Here is a 25,619-nt window from a genome sequence, read left to right as displayed (position 1 = left end):
TCCGAGCCGTGCAGGCGCCCCGCATATGATAGGCTGTATCCATCGTTCTCGTTCTCCATCGGCTCAACGGATCATGCTGCTGAATGCGCTCATCGTCGTGGTCACCGTCGTGATGATGGAACTCGTCTCCATCCTCGCGCACCGGTACGTGATGCATGGTTTCGGCTGGGGCTGGCACCGCTCCCACCACGAACCGCGCACCGGCTGGTTCGAGAAGAACGACCTCTACGCCCTCGTCTTCGCCGCCATCGCCATCGCCCTGATCCACGCCGGCACGCGCGGCCACCACCCGCTCGAATGGATCGGCGCCGGCATGACCGCCTACGGCTTCCTGTACTTCGTGGCGCACGACGGCCTGGTGCACCGCCGCTGGCCGTTCCGCCATACCCCGCGCAGCGGCTACCTGAAGCGCCTGGTCCAGGCGCACCGCATGCACCACGCGGTCGCCGGCAGGGATGGCGCCGTGTCCTTCGGCTTCCTGTATGCGCCGCCGGTGGCCACCCTCAAGCGCCAGCTGCAGGCGCTGCGGCGGGACGCCGCCACAAGCCGGCCGGACGCGCCGGCCTCGCCCGCAGACGCGAACCGAGCGCCGCGATTCCCCCCTTGACGAGCAGCCACAGCTTCATGACGCGCGAGGTGCCGGCCCGCCCGTCCCACGCGCGCGCCCCGCGCCGCATGACCTCGATGCCGATCTGGCGGTACACGTAGCGCGCCGTGGCGATCGCCCATGCCGAGCGCAGGGGCAAGGCGGCGATGCCGACGGCGGCCGACGCGTAGTAGGGTTCCGCATGCGCGACCAGGCGCCCCGCGACCCGCGCCAGCGCCGCGTGGTGCCGGGGCAAGGCCACCTCCGCCAGCGGAATCCCGGCCTCGCGCAGCCATGCGGCCGGCAGGTAGCAGCGCCCGATGCGCGCATCGTCCACGATGTCGCGCGCGATATTCGTCAGCTGGAAGGCCAGCCCCAGGTCGCAGGCCCGGTCCAGCACCGCCTCGTCCTTCACCCCCATGATCCCGGCCATCATCAGGCCCACCACGCCGGCGACATGGTAGCAGTAGCGCAGCGTGTCCTCGATGGTCTCGTAATGCGCCTGCCCGACATCCATGGCGAAACCGGCCAGGTGGTCGTCGGCGTGGCGCGGCGCGATCCCGTGGCGCAGCGCCACTTCCTGGAAGGCGGCGAAGGCCGGGTCGCGCATCGGCTCGCCCGCATAGGCGCGCCGGGTCTGCTCGCGCAGTGCGGCCAGTGCGCGCTCCGGCGCATGGCCGGCCGGGGCGGCGCCGAAGCCCAGCGCCTGGCCGTCGACCGCGTCGTCGCAATGGCGGCACCAGGCATACAGCATCAGCACGCTGCGCCGCGTGGCGGGCGCGAACAGGCGCGCCGCCGCGGCGAAGCTCTTCGAGCCGGCCTGGATGGTGTTCGCCGCATGCTCGAACAGGGCTTCGCTCATGACAGCGCCTCCTCCAGCATCAGGCCGGCCGTCGCCTTGGCCGAGCCGATCACGCCGGGCACGCCGGCGCCCGGATGCGTGCCGGCGCCCACCAGGTAGAGGTTGGCCAGTACGGCGTCGCGGTTGTGCGGGCGGAACCATGCGCTCTGGGTCAGGATGGGTTCGAGCGAGAACGCCGAACCCAGGTGAGCATTCAGTTCGTCGCGGAAGTCGAGCGGCGTGAAGATCCGGCTGGTCACGAGCTGACTGCGCAGGCCGGGCAGGTAGCGCCGCTCCAGGTAGTCGAAGATGCGGTCGCGGTAGCGCGGCCCTTCGGCGCGCCAGTCGATCGGCGCATGGCCCAGGTGCGGCACCGGCGCCAGCACGTAGTGGCTGCCGCAGCCGGGCGGCGCCAGAGAGGGATCGGTGACGCAGGGAGCGTGCAGGTAGAGCGAGAAGTCCTCGGCCAGGTTGGCGCCGCCGAAGATGTCCTGGATCAGCTCCCGGTAGCGCGGGCCGAAGCAGACGGTGTGGTGCCGCAGCCCGTCGTGGCGCCGGTCCAGGCCGAAGTACAGCACGAACAGCGAATTGCTGAAGCGCTTGCGGCGCAGCGCCCCGGCCTGCGCCGCGCCGCGCGGATGCTGCCCCAGCAGCGAGGCATAGGTGTGGACCACGTCGGCGTTCGAGGCTACCGCATCCGCCGGGAACAGGCGCCCGTCCTCGAGCCGCACTCCGCTGACGCGCGCGCCGCCGGTCTCGATGCGCGCCACGGGAGCATTCAGCTCGATCCGGCCGCCGATGTCCTCGAAAAGCTGGACCAGGGCCCGCACCAGGGCGCCGGTCCCGCCGCGCGGGAACCACACGCCCCAGCGCCGCTCGAGCGCATGGATCAGGGTATAGATCGACGAGGTGGCGAACGGGTTGCCGCCGACCAGCAGCGAGTGGAAGGAAAACGCCTGGCGCAGCTGCTCGTCCTGGATGAAGCGCGCCACGATGCCGTAGACGCTGCGCCATGCCTGCAGCCGCGCCAGTTGCGGGCCGGCCTGGATCATGTCGCGGAACGACAGGAAAGGCACGCTGCCGAGCTTCAGGTAGCCCTCTTCGAACACCGCCTTCGAATACGCCAGGAAGCGGCGGTAGCCCGCCACGTCGTCCGGATTGCGGGCATGGATCTGGCGATCCAGCGCCTCCTGGTCGTTGGCGTAGTCGAAGTGGCTGCCGTCTTCCCAGCACAGCCGGTAGAACGGCGCCACCGGCAGCATCTCGACGTAGTCCGCCATGCGCCTGCCCGCAAGCGTGAACAGTTCCTCGATCGCCGACGGGTCGGTGATGACGGTCGGCCCGGCATCGAACACGAAGCCCTGGTCTTCGTACACATAGGCGCGCCCGCCAGGCTTGTCGCGCTTCTCCAGCAAGGTAGTACGCACGCCGCGCGCCTGCAGCCGGATCGCGAGCGCCAGCCCGCCGAATCCGGCGCCCACGACGACTGCCCGTCTCGATGCCTTCATTCGAACCTCCTGATCTGGCGAGGGTGGATCTTGCATGCGGCGGACAGGGCCTGCCGCAGGGGGACGGGAGGCTTGCCGCTCAACAGCCGGGCCTTGTCGCCCAGGCTCAGGCTCCCGGCGTAGAAATGCGCGATCAGGGGCGCCGGCAGCCGGTAGAAGCGCAGCATCACGCGCCAGCGCTGGTCCGGGCTGCCGGCCAGGAACAGCATGCGATTGAGCAGCCTGAAGAAACGCTGCCGGCGCCAGGCCTGCGCCGCTTCCGCGCGGATCGCCGCAAACAGGGCCGGCGCATCGAACTCCGAGAGCGCAGCAACGCGCTCGCTCAGGCGCACCGCGTGCGGCAGCGAGTAGCCGGTGGTGGAATGAAACAGCCCCGCGCGCAGGCCGGCGCAGGGCTGGCCGGCCAGGTCGGCCCAGTAGCGTTCGAAGTCGCCGGCCAGCACGATCGGCAGCGAGCCCTGTTCTTCGCGCAGGACCTCGGCGATGCGCCAGTTGCGCGCCGCCGCATACGCCGCGATGTTGGCGCGCAGGCGCTCCGGATCGCGGGCGCTGGCGCCGACATAGTGGGTGTCCTCGATCAGCACGCGGTGCGGGTCGAACGGCAGCACGTAGACGAAGCGGTAGCCGCCCTGCTGCGCCACGCTGGCGTCCATGAGGATGGGCGCGTCCAGCCCGTGCGGCGCGGCGAGCCGCAGCTCCTGGCCGAGGAAAGTCTGGCAGCCCAGCGCCAGCCGCCCGCTGGGCTGCATGCCGCGCCCGTCGATGACCGCGCGGGCCTGCAGGGTTTCGCCATCGGCCAGGCGCACCGAGGTCGGACCGAGTTCGGCGATGCGCACCCCGAGGCGCAGGGCCGGGCCCAGCGCCGGCTCGACGACGCGCGCGAAATCGCTGGAAGCGATGCTCAGGTAGCCGCTGTCGAGCGTGCGCGCATAGCCCGGGAAGAGAACGGCGTGGCGCGGCCAGCGATGCGAGACCAGCGGCGCCAGCCACTGGCGCTGGGCCGCGTCGAGGTCGCCCTCGTGGAAGGACCAGGTATGGTTGCCGCCGATCCGCTCACCCTGCTCCAGCAGCAGGAGGCGCAGCGACGGGCGGCGCGCGCGCAGTCGCCAGGCGATCAGCCCGTTCGCCAGCCCTCCCCCGGCCAGGATCAGGTCATACGGGACGTCCCTGGATGCGCGCTTATCCAAGGCAGGCCACGCTGCCGGCCGGGCGCTCCAGGCGCAGCGCCGCTTCGATGATGGCGGCGGCGCGCGGCGCCCCGCCGGCCTGGCGGATGCTCTCGGCCATCGGCGCCATTCGGCGCGCGAACTCCGGCTCGTCGAGCAGGCGCCGCAGCTTGCCGGCCAGCTGGGCGGCAGTCGCGAAGCGCGCGGAGGCGCACAGCCCGATGCCGCGATGGGCGATCCGGGCCGCCGCGCCGGGCTGGTCGAAGGCAATCGGGAGCGCCAGCATCGGCGTGCACGCGGCGATGGCGTCCATCACCGTGTTCGACCCCGCATGCGACACCACCGCATCGGCGCGTTCGAGCGCCGCCAGCTGGGGCGCGAAAGCGCACACCCAGGTCGCGCCGAGGCGCTCCAGCGCCCGCGCATGCCGAGCGTCCAGGCCGCCGCAATGAGCAAGCAGGAGTTGCACGTCGAGCCGGCGGCAGGCCAGGGCGATCCGCTTGAACAGTCCGTAGCGGTGGCCCTGCATGGTACCGAGCGAAGCGAACACGAAGGGCCGGCCGGGGTCGACCTGCGGCATGGCCTGGTCCCGTGCGCCTGGCGCCGCCATGCGGCGCAGCGGGCCGACATGGTAAAAATGCGGCGGCAGCGCGCGGCGCGGGAATTCGAATTCGGCCACCGTCTGGCTCACCTGCGCCAGCGGCGACAGGCATTCGTGCAGCATGCCGCGCCGGCCGAGCCCGAAGCGGCGCGCATGGGCCTCGATCACGCGCCGGTGCGGCGCCATCATCCAGTCGTAGACCCGGGTGCTGCCCTCCACGATCCTGAGCGCGCGCGCGTCCTCGCCATGGGCGAAGGGCATCACCGGCAGCGGAATGCCCGGTTCGCGGTTCACCGGGAGCGAATTGGCGACCGACACGAAGGGCAGTCCCAGCGCCTCGGCCACCAGCCCGCCCGCCGCCTCCATCTGGTCGGCGATCACCGCGTCGACGCCCAGCCTGTGGAAGGCGCCGGGCAGTTCGCGGCACAGCATGTCGGTGCCGCTCGCCATGTCGGCGATGACCCGGCGCAGGCCGAGCGGGCCGCCGGGGTTCGCCGCGCGCCGCATCGCCCCGGCCAGCGTGCCGGGCGGATGACTGTCATGGCCGATCGCATGAAAGCCCATGCGCGGGTCGTCGAGGAAGGCGCCTGCGTCGGGCCGGTGCAGGAAGCTGATGCGGTGGCCGTGGTCGGCCAGTTCGGCCGCCAGCGCCGCCAGCGCGCTGTAGTGACTGGGAAATGCCGGTCCGACCACGGCAAAATGCGCCATCGGGTCTCTCCTGTGCCTTGTCGCGTTCGTCGATGCCGGCCGCCCGTGACGGGACAGGCCGGCGCCGTCAGTTGATGCGCGCCGCCCTGCGCTGCCTCGCGGCGCCGTCCGCGGCCACCAGGGCGCCGAGGTCAGGCGCAGGCCCGGACAAGGGAGCGTCGTGGGAGAACAGGCTGCCCACGAAGCGGCGCGTGCGCTGCCGGGCGCCGATCGCCTCGAACAGGTAGCGGTCGGCTTCGCGCAGGTGGGCGGCCAGGCGCCGCCGGGCCTCGTCGATGCCGAGGGTGGCGACCAGGGTCGCCTTGCCGATGTCCTTGCCGACATCCTTGCCGCTGACGGCGCTGTCGTTGCCCGGGATGTCCTGGAAGTCGTCGCGGATCTGGAACGCCTGGCCGGCGGAGAGCGCGAAGGCACGCAGGGATTGCGCCACGCGCTCGTCGGCCTGCGCGATGATGGCGGCCATGTCGACCGCCACGCCCAGCAGCACGCCGGTCTTGAGCTCGTTGGTGGTCGCGATCTCGGCGGCAGAGCGCTGGCGGCCGCCGCGCAGGTCTTCGAACTGTCCGCGCACCAGGCCCCGTGCACCGACGGTATCGGCCAGCTTGGCGACCAGCCGGGCGCGCACGGCGGGAGCGATGCCGGGCGCGCTGGCCAGGATGCCGAAGGCGCGACTGAGCAGGCCGACCGCGGCCAGGATCGCGACATCCTCGCCATACTGGACGTGGACCGCGGGCCGCCCGCGCCGCAGCATGGCGTTGTCCATGCAGGGCATATCGTCGAGCATGAGCGAGGCCGCGTGCACCATCTCGACCGCGCAGGCGACGTCGGTCACTGCAGGCGAAGTGCAGCCGAGGTCGCGCGCGACCAGGGTCAGGAGCAGTGGCCGCATCCGCTTGCCGGCGCCGAGGGCGCCGGCGCGCATGGCCAGGGCCAGCAGGTCGGTATGGCCGCCGCTGTCCGTGAGCAACTCATCGATACGGTCTTCGATATCCTGCCTGAGCGCTTCCAGCTCGTGCGCCAGGGGATCGTCCCGCTGCTGTCCATCGAGGCCGCCTGGGCGGAGGGTCTCTGTCGTCATGCGCAATCCTTTGCCGGGTCTGGATGAACAACTTGGTGAACTCGCGACTCATCATGCTGGAACCAATATAAAAGATCAATAATTTTAATATTGCGTCAACTCGGCGACACGCCGCCACCGCCATCATGAACGAATCGGACGGCGCATGTGGACGGACGGGCAATCGAAAGCGGGACGTTAGCGGGACAGGCGGCAGGGGCGTGGCGCGTAGAGGCTCAGCAGGACAGCGTGCGGCCGCGCGCGCCGAAGCGGTGGCCGGTCACGAGGATGCTGCTCTCGACCAGCATCGACAGGCCGAGGATCAGCTGGATCAGTTTGTCGTCCGGCAGCACCCAGGTCTGGCCGCGCGGCGCCTCGGCGCCGGTGGCGGCGCTGATCAGGGGCGCGATCCAGGCCGCGTCCGGCTCGACATCGAGGATGACGGCATCGGCCGTTGTCTGCATGTAGACGTGGCCGCCTTCGGCCAGGATGAAGCAGACGCCGACCCCGGTTTCCTGCGGCCCGATCAGCTCCTGCATGCAGCGGTTATGGTCGTCGATCCAGAGCTCGACGTCCTGCGGCGTCTCGAGCGGGGTCCAGGGACGGGGTTTGAAACGGGGCGCTTGTTCTGGCTGGGAGGTCATGTGCTGCAATAAAGAAGTGTCGACCTCTATTCTAGAAGATTTCGGGGGCGCCCTGAAGCGGCGCAGGCCGGCGCGCAGAAATAAGTCCCCTCAGGCGTCGAGCACGATCAGGCGCGCCTCGGCGCGGCCCGCTTCGAGCAGCAGTTCGCCGACCGAGATCGGCAGGCTGAAGCGGCGCCGGCCCGCGCTGCCCGGATTGACGTACAGGACGCCCTCCTTCCGCAGGCAGGCCGGCTTGTGCGAGTGCCCGGAGACGACGACATCGATGCCGGCGGCCGGCGGATCGAGATCGAGCTGCTGCAGGTCATGGATGACGTAGATGGTGACGCCGCCGAGCGTCACCCTTGCGGTCTCGGGCAAGCGGTCGGCCCAGGGACCGTGGTCGTTATTGCCGCGCACGGCGGTCAGCGGCGCCAGTTCGGCGAGCCGGTCGAGGATGGCGGGATCGACGATGTCGCCCGCATGGATGAGATGGGCGCTGCCCCGCAGCAGCGCGAGGGCCTCCGGGCGCAGCAGCCCGTGCGTGTCGGAGATCAGGCCGACGCGCATCAATACCGCTTGCTGCCGGCCATCTTGGCGATCGTGTAGACCGAGTACAGCGCGGACACGCCGACCAGGACATATACCACCCGGGTCAGCGAGCTGCCCGGGCCGAACAGGGTGGCGACCATGTCGACGTCGAACAGGCCGACCATGCCCCAGTTCAGGCCGCCGATGATCAGCAGCGCCATGGCCAGGTAGTCGAGGGCGGACATCGCGGCGCGCTGGTGCGCATGCAGGGAGACACGCCGTTCGGGCGTGGTCCGGCGATCCATGGTAGGTGCATTCATCGTTGCCATCACAGCCTCCTTGACAGGAAAGGACACAAGGGCCGGGGCGTCCTGCCCCGGCATGACAGCAAATACTAGCGCAACTTCAGCGAGCCGCTCGCACGGGTCGCTCAGCCCTTCCAGGTGCGCTGCAGGCCCGTATCGGCATGGATCCAGCCGCCTTTCGGCCCCGAGCGGTAGTAGTAGCCGACCCCGCCCTGGCGGAAGCTGCGGATCAGGCCGCCAAGCACCTCTTCGTTGAGGTTGGCGAGCCGGATGTCGGCCGCCTTGCCGACCATGTGCAGCGACTTGCGCGCGGCCGGCACGCCCTCCTCGACCAGGCGCTTGTTGGACGCCTCGGTGCGGTAGCCCGACAGGATCTCGAGCGGCTGGTGGAGCCCGTAGCGCGCGATGAAGGCCTGGGTGCCCCACAGCATCTCGAGCAGCTTGGGGTCGATCGGCGCGGTCGCGCGGCCATGCACGTCGCGCAGCAGGTGGCACAGTTCCTGGTAGGCGGAATCGATCATCTCGCCGTCCTTCCAGTACAGCAGCTTGGCGCGCTCGCCGCTGGCCGGGCGCACCACGGAGAGCGTGCGCGGCTTGACCCAGAAGTCGATGTCCAGCAGCTGGGCGTCGAACAGGTCGGGCGGCGGTTCCATGCTGGTGGTTTGCGCGGCGGCGCCCAGCGGCGCACCGAGGGCGCCCAACGCACACAGGCGGGCGCCCTGCTGAAGAAAGTCTCTACGTGAAGCCATAACGAACTCATCTTTGGGAGACGCACACTATAGCCTAATGCGCAACGGGAAAGAAGCCGCGCGCGCCTTACTTATTCGCTGCAGTTGCAGAAACGCCGGCGCGCGGCGCCCTGGGGCAGCACGCAGGCGCCGTCCAGGCGCTTCCAGAGCAGGTCGCATTCGAGGCCGAAGCAGGATTGTTCCTTGCCCGCATTGAGGTAGCCGTGGCGCTCAAAGAAGGCGCTCGCGCCGGCCGGGCTGTGCAGGTGCAGCTTGCTGATGTTCCAGGCGCGCGCCTGCTCTTCCACGGCGGCCAGCAGGGCGCGGCCGACGCCGCAGCGAAGCGCTTCGGGCAGGACATAGCACAGCGCCACCTTGCCGGCCTGGGTCAGCAGGCACAGGCCGACGAGCTGGCCTTCGCTTTGCGCAACCAGGGCGAAATTACTGGGGGAAGCAAACCAGGCGCTGACGTTGGCCGGCGTCTTGTTGCCGAGCCAAAGACCGAGGACCGCCGGCTGGTCGCGGTGGTCGTCGCGGCAGCCTTCCTCGATGCTTCGGCGCAGCAGGGCGCAGGCGGCCGGCGCGTCCTCAGGGACCGCCTTGCGAATGTCAATACGCGTGGACATCAGTTATCAATATCGAAAACGGTAATAAACCAGCGTCGCCGACGCGTCGTAAGGTCTCGACTATACACCGAAAGTGAGAGCCTCTGCTGTACCGTGCACAAGTGCTACTACCGCATAACGATATGCCGAAAATATTGTTCCGTTCCACCCTGAAATTAGGGAACATGCACACTGTCATCTTCTCTTTCAAAAAGCGAGAACAATATGCAGAAGTCTTCCCCGAGCGCACTGCGCCGCTGGATCCTGGCCCTGGCCGTGGGCGCCGCCCTGCCACTGCAGGCCAGCGCCGCCGATACCGAATTGCTGAACGTGTCCTACGACGTGGCACGCGAACTGTACAAGGACGTGAATCCGGCCTTCATCGCCGCCTACAAGCAGCAGGCCGGCGAGACCGTCACGATCAAGCAGTCGCATGGGGGTTCGAGCAAGCAGGCGCGCGCCGTCGCCGACGGCCTGGAAGCCTCGGTGGTGACGATGAACCAGGCCAACGACATCGACATGCTGGCCGACAAGGGCCTGGTGGCCAAGGACTGGGCCAAGAAATTCCCGAACAATGCGGCGCCCTACTATTCGACCATGGTGTTCCTGGTCCGCAAGGGCAACCCGAAGAAGGTCGCCAACTGGGACGACCTGGCGCGCCCGGGCGTGCAGGTGATCATCCCGAATCCCAAGACCGCCGGCAACGGCCGCTACACCTACCTGGCCGCCTGGGGCTCGGTGCTGAAGAAAGGCGGCAACGCGGGCCAGGCGCGCGACCTGGTCGGCCGCATCTTCAAGAACGTCCCGATCCTCGACGCCGGCGGCCGCGCCGCCACCACCACCTTCACCCAGCGCCAGATCGGCGACGTGCTGGTGACCTTCGAGAACGAAGTGAGCATGGTGCGCGCCGAGTTCGGCGACAACTTCGAGGTGGTGTACCCGACGGTGTCGATCCTGGCCGAATCGCCGGTCGCGGTGGTCGACAAGGTGGTGGACCGCCGCAACCAGCGCAAGCAGGCGACCGCCTACCTGAACTTCCTGTACACGTCGGCCGGCCAGGAAATCGGCGCCAAGCACTTCCTGCGCGTGCGTAACGAGGCCGTGATGAAGAAGCATGCGGCCAACTACAAGCCGATCGCGCTGTTCACCGTCGACGAGGTGTTCGGCGGCTGGCGCCAGGCGCAGAAGACCCACTTCGACGACGGCGGCGAATTCGACAAGATCTACCAGTCGAAATAAGCCTTCCGCAATATTTCGGACAAGCCCTGCGCGAGCAGGGCTTTTTCATTGCCGGACGCCCGATATCATTGCAATCCTGGCATTCTTTAATGCCTGTCCTACATGTTTCGTCGAAAAAATCCAACTCGCATGCGATTTTTCCGGTACTCCGTAGACATGCTGCCGGGATAAATGCTATCTTCCATACCGTAGTTGCCCTACAGATAGATGTTGCGCGCGCCGCCCGGCGCCTGATGCACAACTCCACCGGATTCCAGACCGCTAAATGATCAAGAAATTGTTCGCCACCGTCCTGATGTCGATCTCGGCCGCGGCATTCGCCGTACCGTTCGGCTCACAATCGGTCCTTGTGGTGGAAGACGATACCGGCAAGATCCTGCTCGAGAAAAACGCCGACGCAGTGGTGCCGATCGCTTCCCTGACCAAACTGATGACCGCCATGGTCGTCCTCGACGCCAAACAGGACATGGACGAGCTGATCGAGATCGATCGCAGCGACGTCGATACCTTCAAGCACAGCAGCTCGCGGGTGCCGGTCGGCGCCTCGATTTCGCGCCGCGACGTGCTGCGCCTGGCGCTGATGTCCTCCGACAACCGCGCCGCCGCCGCGCTGGCCCGTACCTTCCCGGGCGGCCCGGTCGGCTTCAAGGCTGCCGTGCGCCGCAAGACCGCCGCGCTGGGCATGACCCAGACCGTGATCGAAGAGCCGACCGGCCTGTCGCCGCACAACCGCTCGAACGCGGGCGACCTGATCAAGATGGCCGCTGCCGCCTCCAAGTATCCGGAGATCACCGACAGCACCACCGAATCGAAAGAATTCATCAACATCAACGGCCGCAACGTCGAGTACCGCAACACCAACCGCCTGGTCGGCGCCAAGGGCTGGGAGATCGGCCTGTCGAAGACCGGCTACACCTCGGAAGCCGGCCGCTGCCTGATCATGAACATCAAGGCCGCCGGCAAGAATGCGACCATGGTGCTGCTCAACGCCAGCGCCTCGTCGGCCCGGGTCCTGGACGCCCTGAACGTGCGCCGCTTCATCACCGGCGAACCGGCGTCGACGGTCGTGCGCGCCGCCCGCGGCGGCCCGCGCATCAAGGCGACCTCGGGCCGCGCCCGCCTCAAGGCGACCGCCGGCACCGGCAAGGTCAAGGTGGCCAAGAAGCGTGTCAAGGCCAAGGTCAAGGTGACCCGCAAGCGCCGCAACTAAGCTGCAGCAGTCGCTACAAGGGGCCGGAAGGCCCCTTTTTCATTCAGGGTCAGGTCTGTCATTCGGACACCGATCGGGCACTTTTAATCCATCTCAACATGCTGGCTTGTTTTTCCCGAACATGTTAATTGCTCGGCTCACAGTCTTCACCGAAACCTGTGCATAACGGGCAATCTCAGACATCGAATAGCCGAGAGAAAAATAAGCCTGCGCCATCGCTTCCTTGGGATCGCGATATTCCACGAAGTATTCATATAGCGGGCGCATCGTTGCGCGCCGCTGTACCCGCTTAATCTCTAGAAAATCTCCCTCAGGATGCATTCCGATAACTTCTGCGCAAAAGGCCTTGTCGCCCAATAGAAGTTGATTCGACACGGCGCTTAACGGGCTTGGCTTGCCAATGCCAGCTGCGACAAATTGCTCGTAGACCAGTCTCGCGTCTGAGCCCTGGCTACCAAAATGAGCGAGCACATCATCAGATCGAAGCCACTCCGGCGAATCGACCAAGCCCATCGTTGCAGCGTAGCTGCTCCAGGGCCACTTGAGCGGAAGATCCACCATCCCTGCTCGAACAGGATTCAGTTCTATGTAACGCGATAATTCCTGCAGGTATAGCTCGCGCTGACAAAGAATCGACTTGTAGCGGCCTTGGAATACATGGCCGATCAAGTTATGTGCTCGATTGAAATACTGGGAATACGTTCCGTTGAGGTGACGCATACCACGTGACAACTCGCCATCGACGGTTTCAAGCAGCAGGTGATAGTGATTGGTCATCTGGCAATAGGCGCGGACCGCAAAATTGAAGCGTTTGCAGGTCTCGCCTACTAAAGAAAGCCACACCAGGCGATCGCGATCAGATCGGTAAATATCGCTTTGACGATCGCCCCGGGCAGTGATGTGGTAGAGGGCGCCGTTGATTTCAACTCGAAGTGGTCTGTTCATGGGGCGAGCATATTGCTCTTTTCCTGTGGCCCGGTTGCGATGCCATAGACCGGAAAACAAATCTCAGTGTATTCAGAACCGTTCTGAGATTTCGCAAAGGTCGTGCGTCCATGTCCGAATGACAGATCTGACCCTGAATTGTTTAGAGCGCGCGGGCCACGAAGGCGATCAGGAGGGCTCCCGGCAGCAGCAGCGCCTGCGCCAGCACCGTGCCCGCCAGGTGGCTGCCGACCAGCCATACGACCGCCTTCCTGAACTGCCCTTCGCTGACCTTGCCCTCGACCGCGTCGTCGGTCATGCCCGACATGTGCGGATCGATGAAGATCGCCATCATGATCGTGGCGCCGCCGTTGATGATCGAGGACAGGGTGCTGGAGGTGACCCGCAGCGCGGGATCGAGCGCGCCCGCGTACAGGGCCGCGAACACGCCGACCGTCCACAGGGCGGTGGCGGCGACGTTGAGCGCCGTGATGCGCATCGACATGCCATGGCCGCGCATGTCCGCCACGTTGCGGGGCGCCGGCAGGCTGGCGGCGTCCTTCACATACGACAGCCCTCCCTTGAACAGTCCCTGGAACAGCAGCTTGGGCACCGAGCGGTGCACCTGGAAGTGCAGCACGGCGCGGCAGAACACGCGCTGGAAGGTCGGGATCAGGAAGGCGCCGGCGATCGTCGCCAGGCTCGCGGACACCAGCAGCCAGCGGAAGTCGGCCAGCAGCGCGCCTTCCGCCAGGGTGTCGAGGTTCATCTCGACGCGCTTGGCCAGGAACGGGCCGAGGAAGGAGTTCGAGGTGCGCGACACCAGCATCAGGAGGCTGAACAGCGCGAACGAGACCGCGATGCGCCGGGTCCGCACCCCGACGATCCGCACCGAGTAGGCGAGCGTGCCGATCAGGTGAATGACGAAGGTCAGGAAGCAGATCAGGAGTAGTTGGGTATCCACGTGTCGGACGGCGCTCGGGGCGGGTAGGCAAACGGTTGGTCGGGGATTGCCATCCTAGCATCGCCCGGGCCCGGCGTCGCCTCCCGCAGGCCCGGGGCAGGCCTCCGGAAGCGCTTCAGCGCCCGATCATGTCGCGCAGGCCGCTGCTGCGGTGGGTGCGGCGCCCGATGGCGTCGAGCAGCACCTCGCCCGCCGGCGTGACCAGGGTGAACACCTCGCTGGCGCGGGTGATGCCGGTGTAGACCAGCTCGCGCGTCAGGATCGCGCTGCGCTCGCGCGGCAGCGCCAGCGCCGTGTGGCGGAATTCCGAACCCTGCGACTTGTGGACCGTCATCGCGAACGCGGTCTCGACGTTGCGCAGGCGGGTCGCCAGCACGCTGCGCACCGCGTCGCCCTCGAGGAAGTAGACGCGCAGCGCGCCGGGACGCGCCGGATCGGCCAGCGTCAGCCCGATGTCGCCGTTGAACACGCCGGTGCCGTAGTCATTGCGGGTCACCATCACCGGCCGGCCGACATACCACTCGCCGCGCCGCAGCAGGCCCGCCTTTTCCAGGCGCCCCTCGATCGCCTCGTTCAGCCCCGTCACGCCCCACTCCCCTTCGCGCACCGCGCACAGGATGCGGAAGGCCTCGAAGCGCTGCAGCACCTGGCGCACCCAGTCCTCGTGCGCGCCAGGCGGGCCGGCGCGCAGCAGTTCCAGGCAGGGGCTGTAGCCGCCCAGCGCCAGCTGCAGGACATGCTGCTGCTGGGCGTGCTCGATCCAGCGCACGGCCTCGTTCCCCGCGCGCAGCACGCTTTCCGCCTTCGGCGCGTCGCCGGCGTTCACCGCCAGCGCCAGCTGGCCGATCGGGCCGCTGAAGCGGCGGCTGTGGCGCAGCATCACGGTCTGCTGGGCCAGCGGACCGCCCTGGCCCAGGAAGCCGTCCGGCACCTCTTCGCCGCTGGCCGTGCGCACGTAGGCCAGCGTGTCGGGCGCATAGGCGCCGGCCTGGGCGTCGTGGCACAGGTCGCCCAGCACGGCGCCCGCCTCGACCGAGGCCAGCTGGTCCTTGTCGCCCAGCAGGACCAGGGTCGCCGTCGGCGGCAGCGCGTCCAGCAGGCAGGCCATCATCTCCAGGTGCACCATCGAGGCCTCGTCGACGATCAGGACGTCGACATCGAGCGGATTGCCGCGATGGTGGGCGAAGCTGCGGCTGTCCGGGCGCGCGCCCAGCAGGCTGTGCAGGGTGCGGGCGGCGCCCATGCGCGCGGTCAGCTCGCGCAGCGGCAGGCGCGGGCCGACCCGGTCCGCCAGTTCCGACAGCGCCTTGTCGATCGACTGCTTCAGGCGCGCCGCCGCCTTGCCGGTCGGCGCGGCCAGCGCGATGCGCTGGCTGCCGGCCTCCGGGGCCACCGCGAACAGCAGCGCCAGCAGGCGCGCGACGGTATAGGTCTTGCCGGTGCCCGGGCCGCCGGTGATGATCGCGACCGAACCGCGCAGCGCGATCGCGCAGGCCAGCTTCTGCCAGTCCGGCTTCTCCGCGGCACGCTGCGACGCGAACAGGGTGTCGAGCCAGCCGCGCACGGCGGGCCCGTCGACCGGACGCAGCCTGCGCGCGCGCTCGCGCACCGCCTGCGCCACCAGGGTCTCGTCGCGCCAGTAGCGGCGCAGGTACAGGCGTTCGCCGTCCAGCACCAGCGGCTGGTCGTAATCCAGCTCGCCCACCTGCCAGACCTGCTCGCAGGCGGCCAGCTGGGCGCCCCAGGCCTTCACGCCGCGCGGCAGCGGCGCCGCGGCGGCGGCCAGCTGCTTCCACTGCTCGTCGCTCCAGCCCAGCAGCGCGGCCGGGCCGTCGGCCAGGTCGGACAGTTGCAGGCAGCTGTGGCCATGGCCTTCGAGCTCGGACAGCACGGTGGCCGCCAGCACCAGCGCCGCCGGCGCGGTGTCGGGCAGCGCGCCGCCGCCCGGTCCGCCGAGCGAGGCGACGAAGCGGGCGAAGGCGCCCGACAGGCGGCGCAGTTCGCCCGCCTCGGTCAGCTGCGAGATTTCGGCCCACAGGGCCGCCAGGCCGGCGCCGGTTTTCGTCCTTGCCATCATCGTGCTTGCCCCAGCAGTCGTTCCAGCCCGCCCAGCAGTTCCAGGTCGGGCTCCAGCACGCAGCAGCCGCGCGTGGCCGGGTTGGCGATCCCGCGCAGGAACAGGAAGATCGCGCCGCCCAGCTGGCGCTGCGGCTGGTAGTCGTCGCCCAGGCGCGCCCGCAGCAGCCGGTGCAGCGCCAGCATGTAGATCGTGCCCTGGATGTCGTAGCGGTGCTCCGCCATCCCTGCCTCCATCGCGGCCCGGGTGTAGGCGGCGTCGCCCGGTCCCAGCGCATTGGTCTTGTAGTCGAGCACCCAGAAGCGGCCCTCGTGCTCGAACACCAGGTCGGCGAAGCCCTTGAGCATGCCGTGCAGCGCGCGTTCCGGCAGGACCGGGCGCTCGATAGCGCCCAGCAGGCGCGCGCGGCACAGGCGGTCCAGGCGCGGCAGGTCCAGACGCTCGCTCGGGAACCAGAACTCCATCTCGGGCACGGGATCGCGCAGGTCGGCCAGCGCGGCGTTCAGGGGCGGCAGCGGGGTGCTCACCACCGCCTGCAGCCAGGCCAGCGCGTCGTCCTTGCGATGGGCCCAGCCGGCGCGCTCGATGCGCTGCCCGAGACGCTCCACGCAGGCCGGATCGTGGACGCAGCCGAAGCCTTCCTGGGCCGCCATCCATTCGAGCTGTTCGTGCATGAAGTTGCCGGGCACCGAACCGCGCGGAAAGCGGTGCCAGGGCGCATCCTCGATGCGCGGCGGCGTGAGCGCCTGCGGCTCTTCCTCGAGCAGGGTCTGTTCCTGGGCGCGCATCGGCGGCGCCACCGCGTGCCGGGTCAGCGAGGTGAACGAGCCGATCGCCCAGTCGCGCTCGAAGCTGGCCTGGTAGCGCGGCGCCTCGAGCAATTCGGGGCGGTTGTCGCTGCGCGCGTACAGGCTCACGCCGCCCGGGGGCGGCAGGTCGATCAGCTCGATCCCGCCCACGCCGCCGCGCAGCCGCTCCCAGCTGGCGCGCAGCGCGCTGGCGGCGATCGGCTCGCCGCCGCCCAGCAGGTAGCCGAGCGCCGAATCGTGCAGGCGGTTCTCGCCCTTGCGCGCCGCCGCCACCGCGGCCGCGCCCAGCCACAGGAAGTGGCGCGCGCGGGTCAGCGCTACGTACAGCAGGCGCAGGTCTTCTTCCAGGCGTGCGCGGTCGACCGCCTTCAAGGCCTCGTCGCTCAGGTTCAGGTCGAGGCGGCGGCCGCCGTCCTCGCCCACGTATTCGAAGAAGGCGCGGTCGCGGCGGTCGGTGCGGCGCGCCGTCACCGCGAACGGCAGGTAGACCAGCGGGTATTCCAGGCCCTTCGACTTGTGCACCGTGACCACCTTCACCAGCTCGGCGTCGCTTTCCAGGCGCAGCACGCGCTCGTCGCCGCCCTCGCCCAGGCCCTCGACCTGCTCGGCGAACCAGCGGATCAGCGCCTGCTCGCCTTCCAGCTGGCTGCTGGCTTCCTGCAGCAGCTCGGCCAGGTGCAGCAGGTTGGTCAGGCGCCGCTCGCCGCCCGGCTCGCGCAGCAGGCGCGCCGGCAGGCCCAGCTCGTGGATGAAGCGGCGCAGCATGGCCAGCACGCCCTGGCGCTGCCAGGCGCCGTGCAGGGCCTTGAGCTGTTCGACCCGCTCTTCCCAGGCCGCTTCGTCGCTGGAGAGGCGCGCCAGCTCGGACAGCGGCAGGCCGGCGGTGCGGGTCGCGAACGCGGCGCGCGCGAAGGCGCCGTCGAGCGGATTGGCGACCGCGTACAGCCAGCGCAGCACATCGCCCGCCTCTTCGCTTTCGACCACCGAGTCCTTGTCGGACAGGTAGACGCTGGCGACCTTGCGCCGCATCAGCGCCTGCCGCACCGCCGTGGCTTCGCGCCGGTCGCGCACCAGGATCGCGATGTCGGCCGGCACCAGGCGCTTGAAGCGCTCGCCGTCGGTGAAGCCGACCCGCTCGTCGTTCAGCAGCTGCACGATGTGCTCGGCGCAGTGGTGGGCGAAGAATTCGCGGTACTCGTCGGCCTTCATGTCCTCGCGGTCGAAGCAGGCCACGGCCAGCGCCTGGTAGGGACCGTCGACCCCGACCAGCTTCTGGCGGTGGCCCTTGGCGTCCACCGCATCGAAGGGCAGCGGGTTTTCGCCCCCGCGCCGGAAGCGGAAGGCGCCGGCCGCGTAGCCCGGGTGCTCGCCGTGGCCCTCGGCATGGCGGAACAGCTGGTTGACCGCCTCCACCAGCGCGGTGGTCGAACGGTAGTTGGTGCCCAGCTTGTAGTGCCGGCCCGCGGTCGCCTTGCGCGCCGACAGGTAGCTGTGGATGTCGGCGCCGCGGAAGCCGTAGATCGACTGCTTCGGGTCGCCGATCAGGAACAGGCCCTGCCGCGGCTCGTTATCCGCCACCTGGTACAGCAGGTCGAAGATGCGGTACTGGTCGGGCGAGGTGTCCTGGAATTCGTCGACCATCGCCACCGGGTACTGCTCGACGATGCGGCGGCGCAGCGCCTCGCCGTTCTCGCCTTCGAGGGCGTCCTTGAGGCGTTCGAGCATGTCGGCGAAGCCGAACTGGCGGTTGCGGCGCTTCAGTTCGCGCATGCGCCCGGCGATATGGGCGCTGGCGTGGCGCAGCAGGGAATGCGCCATCGGCTCGATCGCGAGCAGCGCCTCGCGCAAGGGGGCCGTGTAGTCGAAGCAGGCCGGCACTTCGGTGCTGAAATCCTTGCTGAAGGCGCCGGCGATGCCTTCCCCGGTCAGGCGCCCCCAGGCGGTCTCGTTCAGGTCCGGCTGGTGCTGCAGCGGATTGGCCGCCCAGCTGCGCAGGGCCTCGAACCATTTCACCAGCGAGTCGGGGCGCATCTTGGTGCCGTTGAAGCACTTCGGGTGGCGCTCGCGCTGGGCCGCGATCCATTGCTCCATCTCGTCGGCGCGCGCCTGCCAGCCTTCCTTCAGGCGCGCGAGTTCAGTGCGCTGCTCCGCCACCTGGCGCGCGACCAGCTGCCCCAGCGGCTCGGCCGGCACTTCCCCCAGCAGCGCGGTGCGCTGCACCAGCTGGCGCACGCTGCGCTTCAGGGCCTCGACATCGTTCCAGCAATCCAGCACCGCCGCCAGTCCCTCGGCGCCGAGCGGATAGACGTGCTGGCGCCAGTAGTCGTGGGCGGCGTCCTCGAACAGGGCGCGCTCGTCGCTGACCAGCTCTTCGTCGAACAGGCAGCCGCTGTCGAAGGCGTGCTCGCGCAGCATGCGCTGGCACCAGGCGTCGATGGTGAAGATCGCCGCCTCGTCCATCGTCTCGGCCGCCAGCATCAGGCGGTGCGCGGCCCGGCTCCGCGCACTCTCGTCCGGATAGCTTTCCGCCAGCTCGCGCAGGTAGGGGTCGATCAGGTCCAGTTCTCCGCGGAAGAAGGCGGCCGCCTGCACCAGGCGCTCGCGCACCCGGTTGGCCAGCTCGCGGGTGGCGGCGCGGGTAAAGGTCATCACCAGGATCTCGGACGGCATCAAGGGACGCGCGAACGCGTGCTCGCCGCCGTGGCCGAGCACCAGGCGCAGGTAGAGGGCGGCGATGGTCCAGGTCTTGCCGGTGCCGGCCGAGGCCTCGATCAGGCGCGAGCCGTGCAGCGGGAATGCCAGCGGATCGAGCAGTTCGCTCATGCGCCCTCCTCCAGTTCGGTGACCACCAGCGCATGCGCGATCCAGTGCGCCAGCGGACCGTACAGGTCGACCGCCGTGGCGGGCCAGTCGCCGGCCGCGCGCAGCGCGTCGAAGTCGGGCCACAGGCGCGCCAGGCAGGGGTCGTCGACCTCGCCCTTCAGCTCGAAGCCGCCGTCGTAGGCCAGGCGCGCGTCGCCCTGCGCCAGGTGGGCGAGCGCGGTGCGGCAGGCCACCGCCAGCGGACGGTCCAGGTTGATCCGCCACAGCGCGCCCAGGGCCGCCAGCGCGGCCCGGGCCTCGCCCGGCTCGAGCGGCGCCATTTCGATCATGGCGTCGCGCGCCACCAGGCAGCCCGCCACCGGCGCGCCGCTGGCGGCGCTGGCCAGCTGGCGCAGCCACGGGCCGATCAGCTTGTCGCCGCGCGGCGCGCCGGCCTTGTCCAGCACCTTGGACGAGATCTGCATCAGCCAGGCGGTCCGTTCGCCGTTGCTGCGCAGGCGGTCGATCCAGTCTTCCAGCAGCAGGCCTTCGCCCAGGTCGAGGCTGACCGCCAGCTTGGGCGCCGGCTGCGGGAAGCGCGCGCCCTGGCGCAGCCAGGCGCTGCGCACCGGCACCAGCCCCTTCACCAGCTGTTCCTGCCACTGGCGCCCCAGCAGGCCGATCGGCAGCACGCCTTCGCGCGCCAGCCGCCCGGCGCGCTCGGTCAGGGTGGCGCGGACTTCGTCGATGGCCTCGGCCGGGCCGCTGTCGTCCAGCAGGTGGTCCTCGATGAAGAAGCGCTCCAGTGCGTCGAGCGAGAACGGTTCCTCGTCCTCGCCCACCACCGCGGCGTCGGCGAAGATGACGCCCAGGCGGCGCCGGAAGAAGTAGCGCGCCGGCTGGCGCAGGAAGCTCGCCAGCTCGCCCAGCTTCAGGGTGAAGCCCGGTTCCAGCTCGAAGGCCGGCAGCGCGTCGGGCGCATCCGCCTCGCCGGCGCCGTGGGCCGAGCGCCATTCGCCGGCATAGGTCAGCAGGCCGCCGCGCTCGAAGTAGCGGCGGCTGAACGGCTGCAGCGCGTGTTCGACGGTGCGCTCGGACAGGTCGAGGTCCCAGCCCGCGGCGAGGTAGTCGCGCAGCTGCGCCACCAGCACCGAGGCCGGCTGCTCGCTGTTGTCGCGCACGTTGCGCCCGACCCAGCTGACATACAGCTTGTCGCGCGCCGCCAGCAGCGCCTCCAGCATCAGGTAGCGGTCGTCGTCGCGGCGCGAGCGGTCGCCCGGGCGCGCCATGCCCGGCAGCGCCAGCAGGTCGAAGTCGCTGTGGTGGGTGCGGCGCGGGAAGTCGCCGTCGTTCATGCCGAGCAGGCAGACGACCCGGAACGGCACCGCGCGCATCGGCATCAGGGTGCAGAAGGTGACGCCGCCCGAGACGAACTGGTGGTTCAGGGTCGGCTGGTCGAGCTCGCTGAGCCAGGCTTCGCGCAGCACCGCCAGCGATACCGGTTCGTCGAAGCCGGCGGCGTCGGCCGTCTCGAGCCAGCACTGCAGGCCCTCGTTCAGCTGGGCCAGGGTCAGGCGGTCGCCCTCGTCGTGGGCGCTGAAGAACGCCGCCATGAGGCCGCGCGCGGCCTCGCCCCACTCGGACGGGCGGCGCGCCGTGGCCAGCACGGCGCGCCATTCGAGCAGGGTTTCGACCAGCTGGGCCAGCGACCCGGCCAGCGCCGCGTCCAGCCCGCCCACCTCGGCATACGGCTCGATCTCGCCGAAGCTGGCGCCCTGGCCGCTGGCGTAGCCGAGCAGCATGCGGCGGACGCCGAAGATCCAGGCATTCTGCTCGCCCACCGAGGCCAGTCCCAGTCCGCTGCGGTGCTCGCGGTCCAGGCCCCAGCGCACCCCGGCGCCTTCGATCCAGCGTCCCAGGATGTCGAGGTCGTCGTCGCGCAGGCCGAAGCGCCTGGCCACCGCCGGCACGTCGAGCAGGTCGCGCACCTCGCTCTGGCGGCAGCGCTGCTGCGGCAGGCGCAGCAGCCATTCGAGCGCCACCAGCAGCGGATTCACGCTGCGGTCGCGCACGTCGCCGATCTCGAACGGGATGTGGCGCGGGTCGCTGCGCCGGTGCTGCTCGAACACCGCGTGGATGGCGGCCGAGAAGGTGTCGATGTCGGGCACCATCACCACCACGTCGCGCGGGCGCAGGGTGGGATCGCGGGCGAACCAGGACAGCAGCTGGTCGTGCAGCACCTCGACCTCGCGCTGCACGCTGTGGGTGATGTGGAACTCGATCGAGCGGTCATCCCGCGCCGGCGGCACGTGCGGGTGATCCGACAGCGGCAGCAGGTCGCGCACCGCGGCCTGGGCCTGGGACAGCAGGGTCTCGCCCTCCTCCTCCGAGAACAGGTCGACGCGCAGGTTGCCGAACTTCGCGCCATCGGCGCCGTCGAATTCGTCGAGCATGCGCACGAAGTCCCGGCCCTGGCGGCCCCAGCTCGCCAGCAGCGGGTGGCTGTGCGCGTGCAGCTCCTCGATCGGCACCGAGGCCAGGTCGACGCCCTCGCGCGCCTGCTGGCGGCGGCGCGCCGCGCGCAGCAGCTCGCGCCCTTCGATGATGTCGCCCCAGTAGAAGCGGCACGGGTTCGGCACCGCCACCAGCACCTGGGTGTGGCGCGACAGCGCGGCGATCGCCTGCAGGGTCTGGTAAGGCAGGGTCGACATGCCGAACAGGATCACCCGGCGCGGCAGGCGCGTGGCCGGCTCGCGGTCTTCCTCGACCGCCGACAGGAACTGGTGGTGGATGGACGCGCGCCCGCCGAAGCGCACTTCGAGCGGCACGCTGGCATGCACTTCGCGCCACAAACAGGCCTGCCAGCGCTGGTCCTCGGCCAGCGCCACCGTGTCGCCGCTGGCGCGGCGCAGCTGGTCGCGGCCGGCGGCCCAGTCGGCCAGCCAGTCGGCGCGGTATACCTGGTACTGGTCGTACAGGTCGGCCAGGCGCTCGGCCAGCTGCAGGCGCCGTTCGGCGTCGCCGTCGGCCAGGAAGCGCGCCAGCGGCTCGTAGCCCGGCTCCTGCAGCAGCGAGGGCAGCATGCGCATCAGGCGCCAGGTGAGCGGATCCTTGTCGAAGGGAGAGCGGGTCGGCACCCGTTCGCGCCCCAGCATGCCGCGGTAGGCTTCCCACATGAAGCGCGCCGGCAGCGCCACGCGGGTCGCCGCGCACACGCCCAGCTCCTCGGCCAGCGAGATCTTCAGCCACTCCGAGATGCCGTTCGATTGCACCAGGATGACTTCTTCTTCGAGCGGGCCGAGCGGGTTGGAGCGCATCCAGTCGAACACGGCGCTGCGCAGCAACTCCATCTGGTTGCCGTGCAAGATCAACAGGCCGGGGGTAATAACGGATGACATTCGGATAGGCTCGGAAACTCAGGCGGGAAGGATACCCTGTTTGGACGCGCGGCGGTAGGGTGGGCGGCACGGCGCACTCCCCCTGATGGGCGCTACCGGCCTTGTACAATCGATAGTATAAGTCGAGGATCCCACCGAGACAGCAAAGGAGGTGCAGTAATGCAACAATCGACCGACGCCATGCCGGACGCGCCGACGCCCGCCCACACTCCGGACGATCCCTATTTGTGGCTCGAAGAGGTCGACGGCGAACCCGCCCGCGCCTGGGTCGACGCCAGGAACGCGGTCTCCGAGGCCGAACTGGAAGCCCGGCCAAGCTTCGCGCCCCTGCGCGGACGCCTGAAGGCGATCCTCGACTCGAAGGAAAAGATTCCCTATATCGGCGTGCACGGCGGGCAGTGCTACAACTTCTGGCGCGACGCCGACCACGCGCGCGGCATCTGGCGCCGCACCAGCCTGGACGAATACCGCAAGCCGGAGCCGGCCTGGGAACTGGTGCTCGACCTCGATCGGCTGGCGCAGCAGGAAGGCGAGAACTGGGTCTGGGCCGGCGTGTCCTGGCTCGAGCCGCACGGCGACCGGGTGCTGGTGTCGCTGTCGCGCGGCGGCGGCGACGCCCATGTGGTGCGCGAGTTCGACCTCAAGGCATGCGCCTTCGTGGCCGGCGGCTTCCACCTGCCGGAGGCCAAGAGCGACGTCACCTGGCTCGACCGCGACACCCTGTTCGTCGGCACCGACTTCGGGCCCGGCAGCCTGACCGAATCGGGCTACCCGCGCATCGTCAAGGAGTGGAAGCGCGACACCCCGCTGGACCAGGCGCCCACCGTCTACGAGGCCGGCGTGGAAGACCTGGCAGCCTCCGGCTACAAGGACACCACGCCGGGATTCGAGCGCGAGTTCATCCAGCGCCAGATCGATTTCTATACCAGCGAACTGTTCCTGCGGCGCGACGGCGTCCTGCTCAAGGTGCCCAAGCCGATCGACGCGAACGCGTTCACGGTGCGCGACCAGGTCGTGATCGAGCTGCGCTCCGACTGGGAAGTGGACGGACGGGTGTATCCGCAGGGGGCGCTGCTGGCGATGGATTTCGAGCGCTTCCTGGCGGGCGAGCGCGGATTCGCGGTGCTGTTCGCGCCGTCCCCCTCCACCTCGCTCGACGGCGCCACGGTGACGCGCGGCGCCATGCTGCTGACGGTGCTGGACAACGTCAAGAACCGGGTGGTCGAACTGCGCCATGCCCAGGACGGCTGGCAGGCGCGCGACGTCGACGTGCCCGAACTGGGCGCGCTCGGCGTCTCGGCCCTGGATCCGGACGAATCCGACCATTACTTCCTGACCGTCACCGACTTCCTGCACCCGACCACCCTGTACCTGATGCAGGCCGGCAGCGACCAGCGCGAGCCGCTGAAGGCGATGCCGGCCTTCTTCGAAGCCCACCCCTACACGGTCAGCCAGCACGCCGCGCGCTCGCAGGACGGCACCATGGTGCCCTACTTCGTGGTGATGGGCCGCGAGACCCGGGCCGACGGCGCCAATCCGACCCTGCTGTACGGCTACGGCGGCTTCGAGGTCGCGCTCAAGCCCTTCTACAGCGGCCTGACCGGGGCCGCCTGGCTGGACGCGGGCGGGATCTACGTGCTCGCCAACATCCGCGGCGGCGGCGAGTTCGGCCCGCGCTGGCACCAGGCCGCGCTGCGCCAGCACCGCCAGCGCGCCTTCGACGACTTCATCGCGGTGGCCGAAGACCTGGTGCGGCGCGGCCTGTCCAGCCCGCGCCACCTGGGCATCATGGGCGGTAGCAATGGCGGGCTGCTGGTGGGCGCCGCGCTCACCCAGCGCCCCGACCTGTTCGGCGCCGTGGTATGCCAGGTGCCGCTGCTGGACATGCGCCGCTACCACGAACTGCTGGCGGGCGCGTCCTGGATGGGCGAATACGGCGATCCCGACGATCCGGCCGACTGGGAGTACCTGGCGCGCTACTCGCCCTATCACAACGTGTTCCCGGAGCAGCGCTACCCGCGGGTGCTGTTCACCACCTCGACGCGCGACGACCGGGTCCACCCCGGCCATGCGCGCAAGATGGCGGCGCGCATGCTGGAACAGGGGCACGACGTGCTGTACTGGGAAAACACCGAGGGCGGCCACGCCGGCGCGGCCGACAACGAGCAGACCGCCCGCATGTATGCGCTGACCTATACCTTCCTGCTCGAGCAGCTCAGGTAGGCCGGGCGCCCCTCACGAGGCCAGCCGGGAGGGGAACAGCGCCTCGTAGGTCGGGCCGATCTCGACGTACAGGGCGACCGCGGTCTCGACGCCCACGGTCCGGGGCGCGCCGAGCCGGGTCGTCACCACGCCGGCGCGCCGCAGCATGCGCTCGATGGCGACGGTGGTGACGGTGACGTAGCGGGTCAGGTGCTGCGCCTGGCCGTGGCGGATGACGGCGGCGATCGATTCCATCGTCATCTCCGAGAAGCCGTAGCCGGCCGCGCCCTCGGTCTCCAGCGCGAAGCGCGACAGCTCCCAGATGCGCGCGTCGCAGGGAGCTTCCTGGCCGTCGAGCAGCTGCGGGAACGAATCCTTCAGCATGTACGGCCCCTCGGTCGGCAGCAGGCGCCAGCAGCCGCGCAGCGTCTCCTCGTCGCGCATCAGCATGTAGCGCGGCTCGAGCGCGTCGTAGCCATCGAACTCCATGCCGTACAGGACCGGCACTTCCCACCCCAGCCGCCCGCGAAACACCTTCGCGCGCAGCATATGCATTTCCCACAGCTCCTTCGACTTGAACGCGCGGCGCGCCGCGATGGTGATCTGCATCGTCATGACCTGGCCTCTCGTGTGAGTGAAAAAATGCACAACGCATATGACAGCTTCATGCAAAGCGGGTAAGGCGGTAACTATCAGGACTGCTAGGTGGCTTCCGTCACTGACAGTGGAATACTT

At 69.3% G+C, this 25,619-nt stretch carries 20 protein-coding genes; 4 read left to right on the top strand and 16 right to left on the bottom strand.

Annotated features, from left to right (window positions below):
• Positions 1-73: 73 nt before the first annotated feature.
• The gene (locus tag H162_RS0104395; protein ID WP_020652237.1) at positions 74-607 is read left to right on the top strand and encodes a sterol desaturase family protein; all 534 of its coding nucleotides are present in this window, start codon (positions 74-76) and stop codon (positions 605-607) included.
• Here the strand turns inward: H162_RS0104395 and crtB are convergent.
• The 10 genes from crtB to H162_RS0104345 form a co-directional block, all read right to left on the bottom strand.
• On the bottom strand, positions 504-1,448 hold the full coding sequence (gene crtB, locus H162_RS0104390) for a 15-cis-phytoene synthase CrtB (RefSeq protein ID WP_020652236.1): 945 nt from the start codon (positions 1,446-1,448) through the stop codon (positions 504-506). The genes H162_RS0104395 and crtB overlap by 104 nt on opposite strands.
• Positions 1,445-2,935: a phytoene desaturase gene (locus H162_RS0104385; protein WP_026354211.1), complete on the bottom strand. Its 1,491-nt coding sequence runs from the start codon at positions 2,933-2,935 to the stop codon at positions 1,445-1,447. The genes crtB and H162_RS0104385 overlap by 4 nt, the downstream gene beginning before the upstream one ends.
• Positions 2,932-4,122, bottom strand: a complete 1,191-nt coding sequence (gene crtY / locus H162_RS0104380) for a lycopene beta-cyclase CrtY (protein ID WP_020652234.1) — start codon at positions 4,120-4,122, stop codon at positions 2,932-2,934. The genes H162_RS0104385 and crtY overlap by 4 nt, the downstream gene beginning before the upstream one ends.
• Complete coding sequence (locus tag H162_RS0104375) at positions 4,115-5,410, bottom strand: glycosyltransferase (protein ID WP_020652233.1); 1,296 nt, start codon at positions 5,408-5,410, stop codon at positions 4,115-4,117. Before H162_RS0104375 ends, crtY begins: the two co-directional genes overlap by 8 nt.
• A gap of 67 nt (positions 5,411-5,477) precedes the next feature.
• Positions 5,478-6,488, bottom strand: coding sequence for a polyprenyl synthetase family protein (locus H162_RS0104370; protein WP_020652232.1), 1,011 nt, complete (start codon positions 6,486-6,488; stop codon positions 5,478-5,480).
• A gap of 215 nt (positions 6,489-6,703) precedes the next feature.
• Positions 6,704-7,111: a hypothetical protein gene (locus tag H162_RS0104365; RefSeq protein WP_020652231.1), complete on the bottom strand. Its 408-nt coding sequence runs from the start codon at positions 7,109-7,111 to the stop codon at positions 6,704-6,706.
• Between the two features lie 90 nt (positions 7,112-7,201).
• On the bottom strand, positions 7,202-7,660 hold the full coding sequence (locus tag H162_RS0104360; protein ID WP_020652230.1) for a metallophosphoesterase family protein: 459 nt from the start codon (positions 7,658-7,660) through the stop codon (positions 7,202-7,204).
• Positions 7,660-7,950 carry a DUF378 domain-containing protein gene (locus tag H162_RS0104355; RefSeq protein WP_156885471.1) on the bottom strand — a complete coding sequence of 97 codons (291 nt, stop codon included), beginning with the start codon at positions 7,948-7,950 and terminating at the stop codon, positions 7,660-7,662. The genes H162_RS0104360 and H162_RS0104355 overlap by 1 nt, the downstream gene beginning before the upstream one ends.
• A gap of 101 nt (positions 7,951-8,051) precedes the next feature.
• On the bottom strand, positions 8,052-8,675 hold the full coding sequence (locus tag H162_RS0104350) for a YcbK family protein (RefSeq protein WP_026354209.1): 624 nt from the start codon (positions 8,673-8,675) through the stop codon (positions 8,052-8,054).
• Between the two features lie 71 nt (positions 8,676-8,746).
• On the bottom strand, positions 8,747-9,280 hold the full coding sequence (locus tag H162_RS0104345; RefSeq protein WP_020652227.1) for a GNAT family N-acetyltransferase: 534 nt from the start codon (positions 9,278-9,280) through the stop codon (positions 8,747-8,749).
• A 204-nt stretch (positions 9,281-9,484) separates the two neighbouring features.
• Between H162_RS0104345 and H162_RS0104340 the strand changes: the two genes are divergently transcribed.
• On the top strand, positions 9,485-10,498 hold the full coding sequence (locus tag H162_RS0104340; RefSeq protein ID WP_020652226.1) for a sulfate ABC transporter substrate-binding protein: 1,014 nt from the start codon (positions 9,485-9,487) through the stop codon (positions 10,496-10,498).
• 265 nt (positions 10,499-10,763) lie between these two features.
• Positions 10,764-11,708 (top strand): serine hydrolase, encoded by a 945-nt coding sequence (locus tag H162_RS0104335; protein ID WP_020652225.1) that lies wholly within the window; start codon positions 10,764-10,766, stop codon positions 11,706-11,708.
• A gap of 93 nt (positions 11,709-11,801) precedes the next feature.
• Here H162_RS0104335 and H162_RS0104330 read toward each other — a convergent pair whose 3' ends face one another.
• The 5 genes from H162_RS0104330 to recC form a co-directional block, all read right to left on the bottom strand.
• Entirely contained in the window at positions 11,802-12,653 is an 852-nt protein-coding gene (locus H162_RS0104330) for a transposase (RefSeq protein ID WP_020652224.1), read from the bottom strand.
• A gap of 142 nt (positions 12,654-12,795) precedes the next feature.
• Complete coding sequence (locus tag H162_RS0104325) at positions 12,796-13,596, bottom strand: lipid II flippase Amj family protein (RefSeq protein ID WP_020652223.1); 801 nt, start codon at positions 13,594-13,596, stop codon at positions 12,796-12,798.
• Between the two features lie 115 nt (positions 13,597-13,711).
• Positions 13,712-15,673 (bottom strand): exodeoxyribonuclease V subunit alpha, encoded by a 1,962-nt coding sequence (gene recD / locus H162_RS0104320; protein ID WP_020652222.1) that lies wholly within the window; start codon positions 15,671-15,673, stop codon positions 13,712-13,714.
• On the bottom strand, positions 15,670-19,305 hold the full coding sequence (gene recB, locus H162_RS0104315) for an exodeoxyribonuclease V subunit beta (protein WP_020652221.1): 3,636 nt from the start codon (positions 19,303-19,305) through the stop codon (positions 15,670-15,672). The genes recD and recB overlap by 4 nt, the downstream gene beginning before the upstream one ends.
• Complete coding sequence (gene recC, locus H162_RS0104310; RefSeq protein WP_026354208.1) at positions 19,302-22,682, bottom strand: exodeoxyribonuclease V subunit gamma; 3,381 nt, start codon at positions 22,680-22,682, stop codon at positions 19,302-19,304. Before recC ends, recB begins: the two co-directional genes overlap by 4 nt.
• Positions 22,683-22,841: 159 nt before the next feature.
• On the opposite strand from recC, the gene H162_RS0104305 reads away from it, so the two are divergent.
• Positions 22,842-24,905, top strand: a complete 2,064-nt coding sequence (locus H162_RS0104305) for a prolyl oligopeptidase family serine peptidase (protein WP_020652219.1) — start codon at positions 22,842-22,844, stop codon at positions 24,903-24,905.
• 12 nt (positions 24,906-24,917) lie between these two features.
• On the opposite strand, the gene H162_RS0104300 is transcribed toward H162_RS0104305, so the two are convergent.
• Positions 24,918-25,499 carry an acyl-homoserine-lactone synthase gene (locus H162_RS0104300; RefSeq protein WP_020652218.1) on the bottom strand — a complete coding sequence of 194 codons (582 nt, stop codon included), beginning with the start codon at positions 25,497-25,499 and terminating at the stop codon, positions 24,918-24,920.
• Positions 25,500-25,619 lie beyond the last annotated feature (120 nt).

Origin of the sequence: Massilia niastensis DSM 21313 (assembly GCF_000382345.1) — a bacterium.
GTDB lineage: Bacteria > Pseudomonadota > Gammaproteobacteria > Burkholderiales > Burkholderiaceae_D > Telluria > Telluria niastensis.
This window is presented reverse-complemented; position numbering and strand designations above follow the sequence as displayed.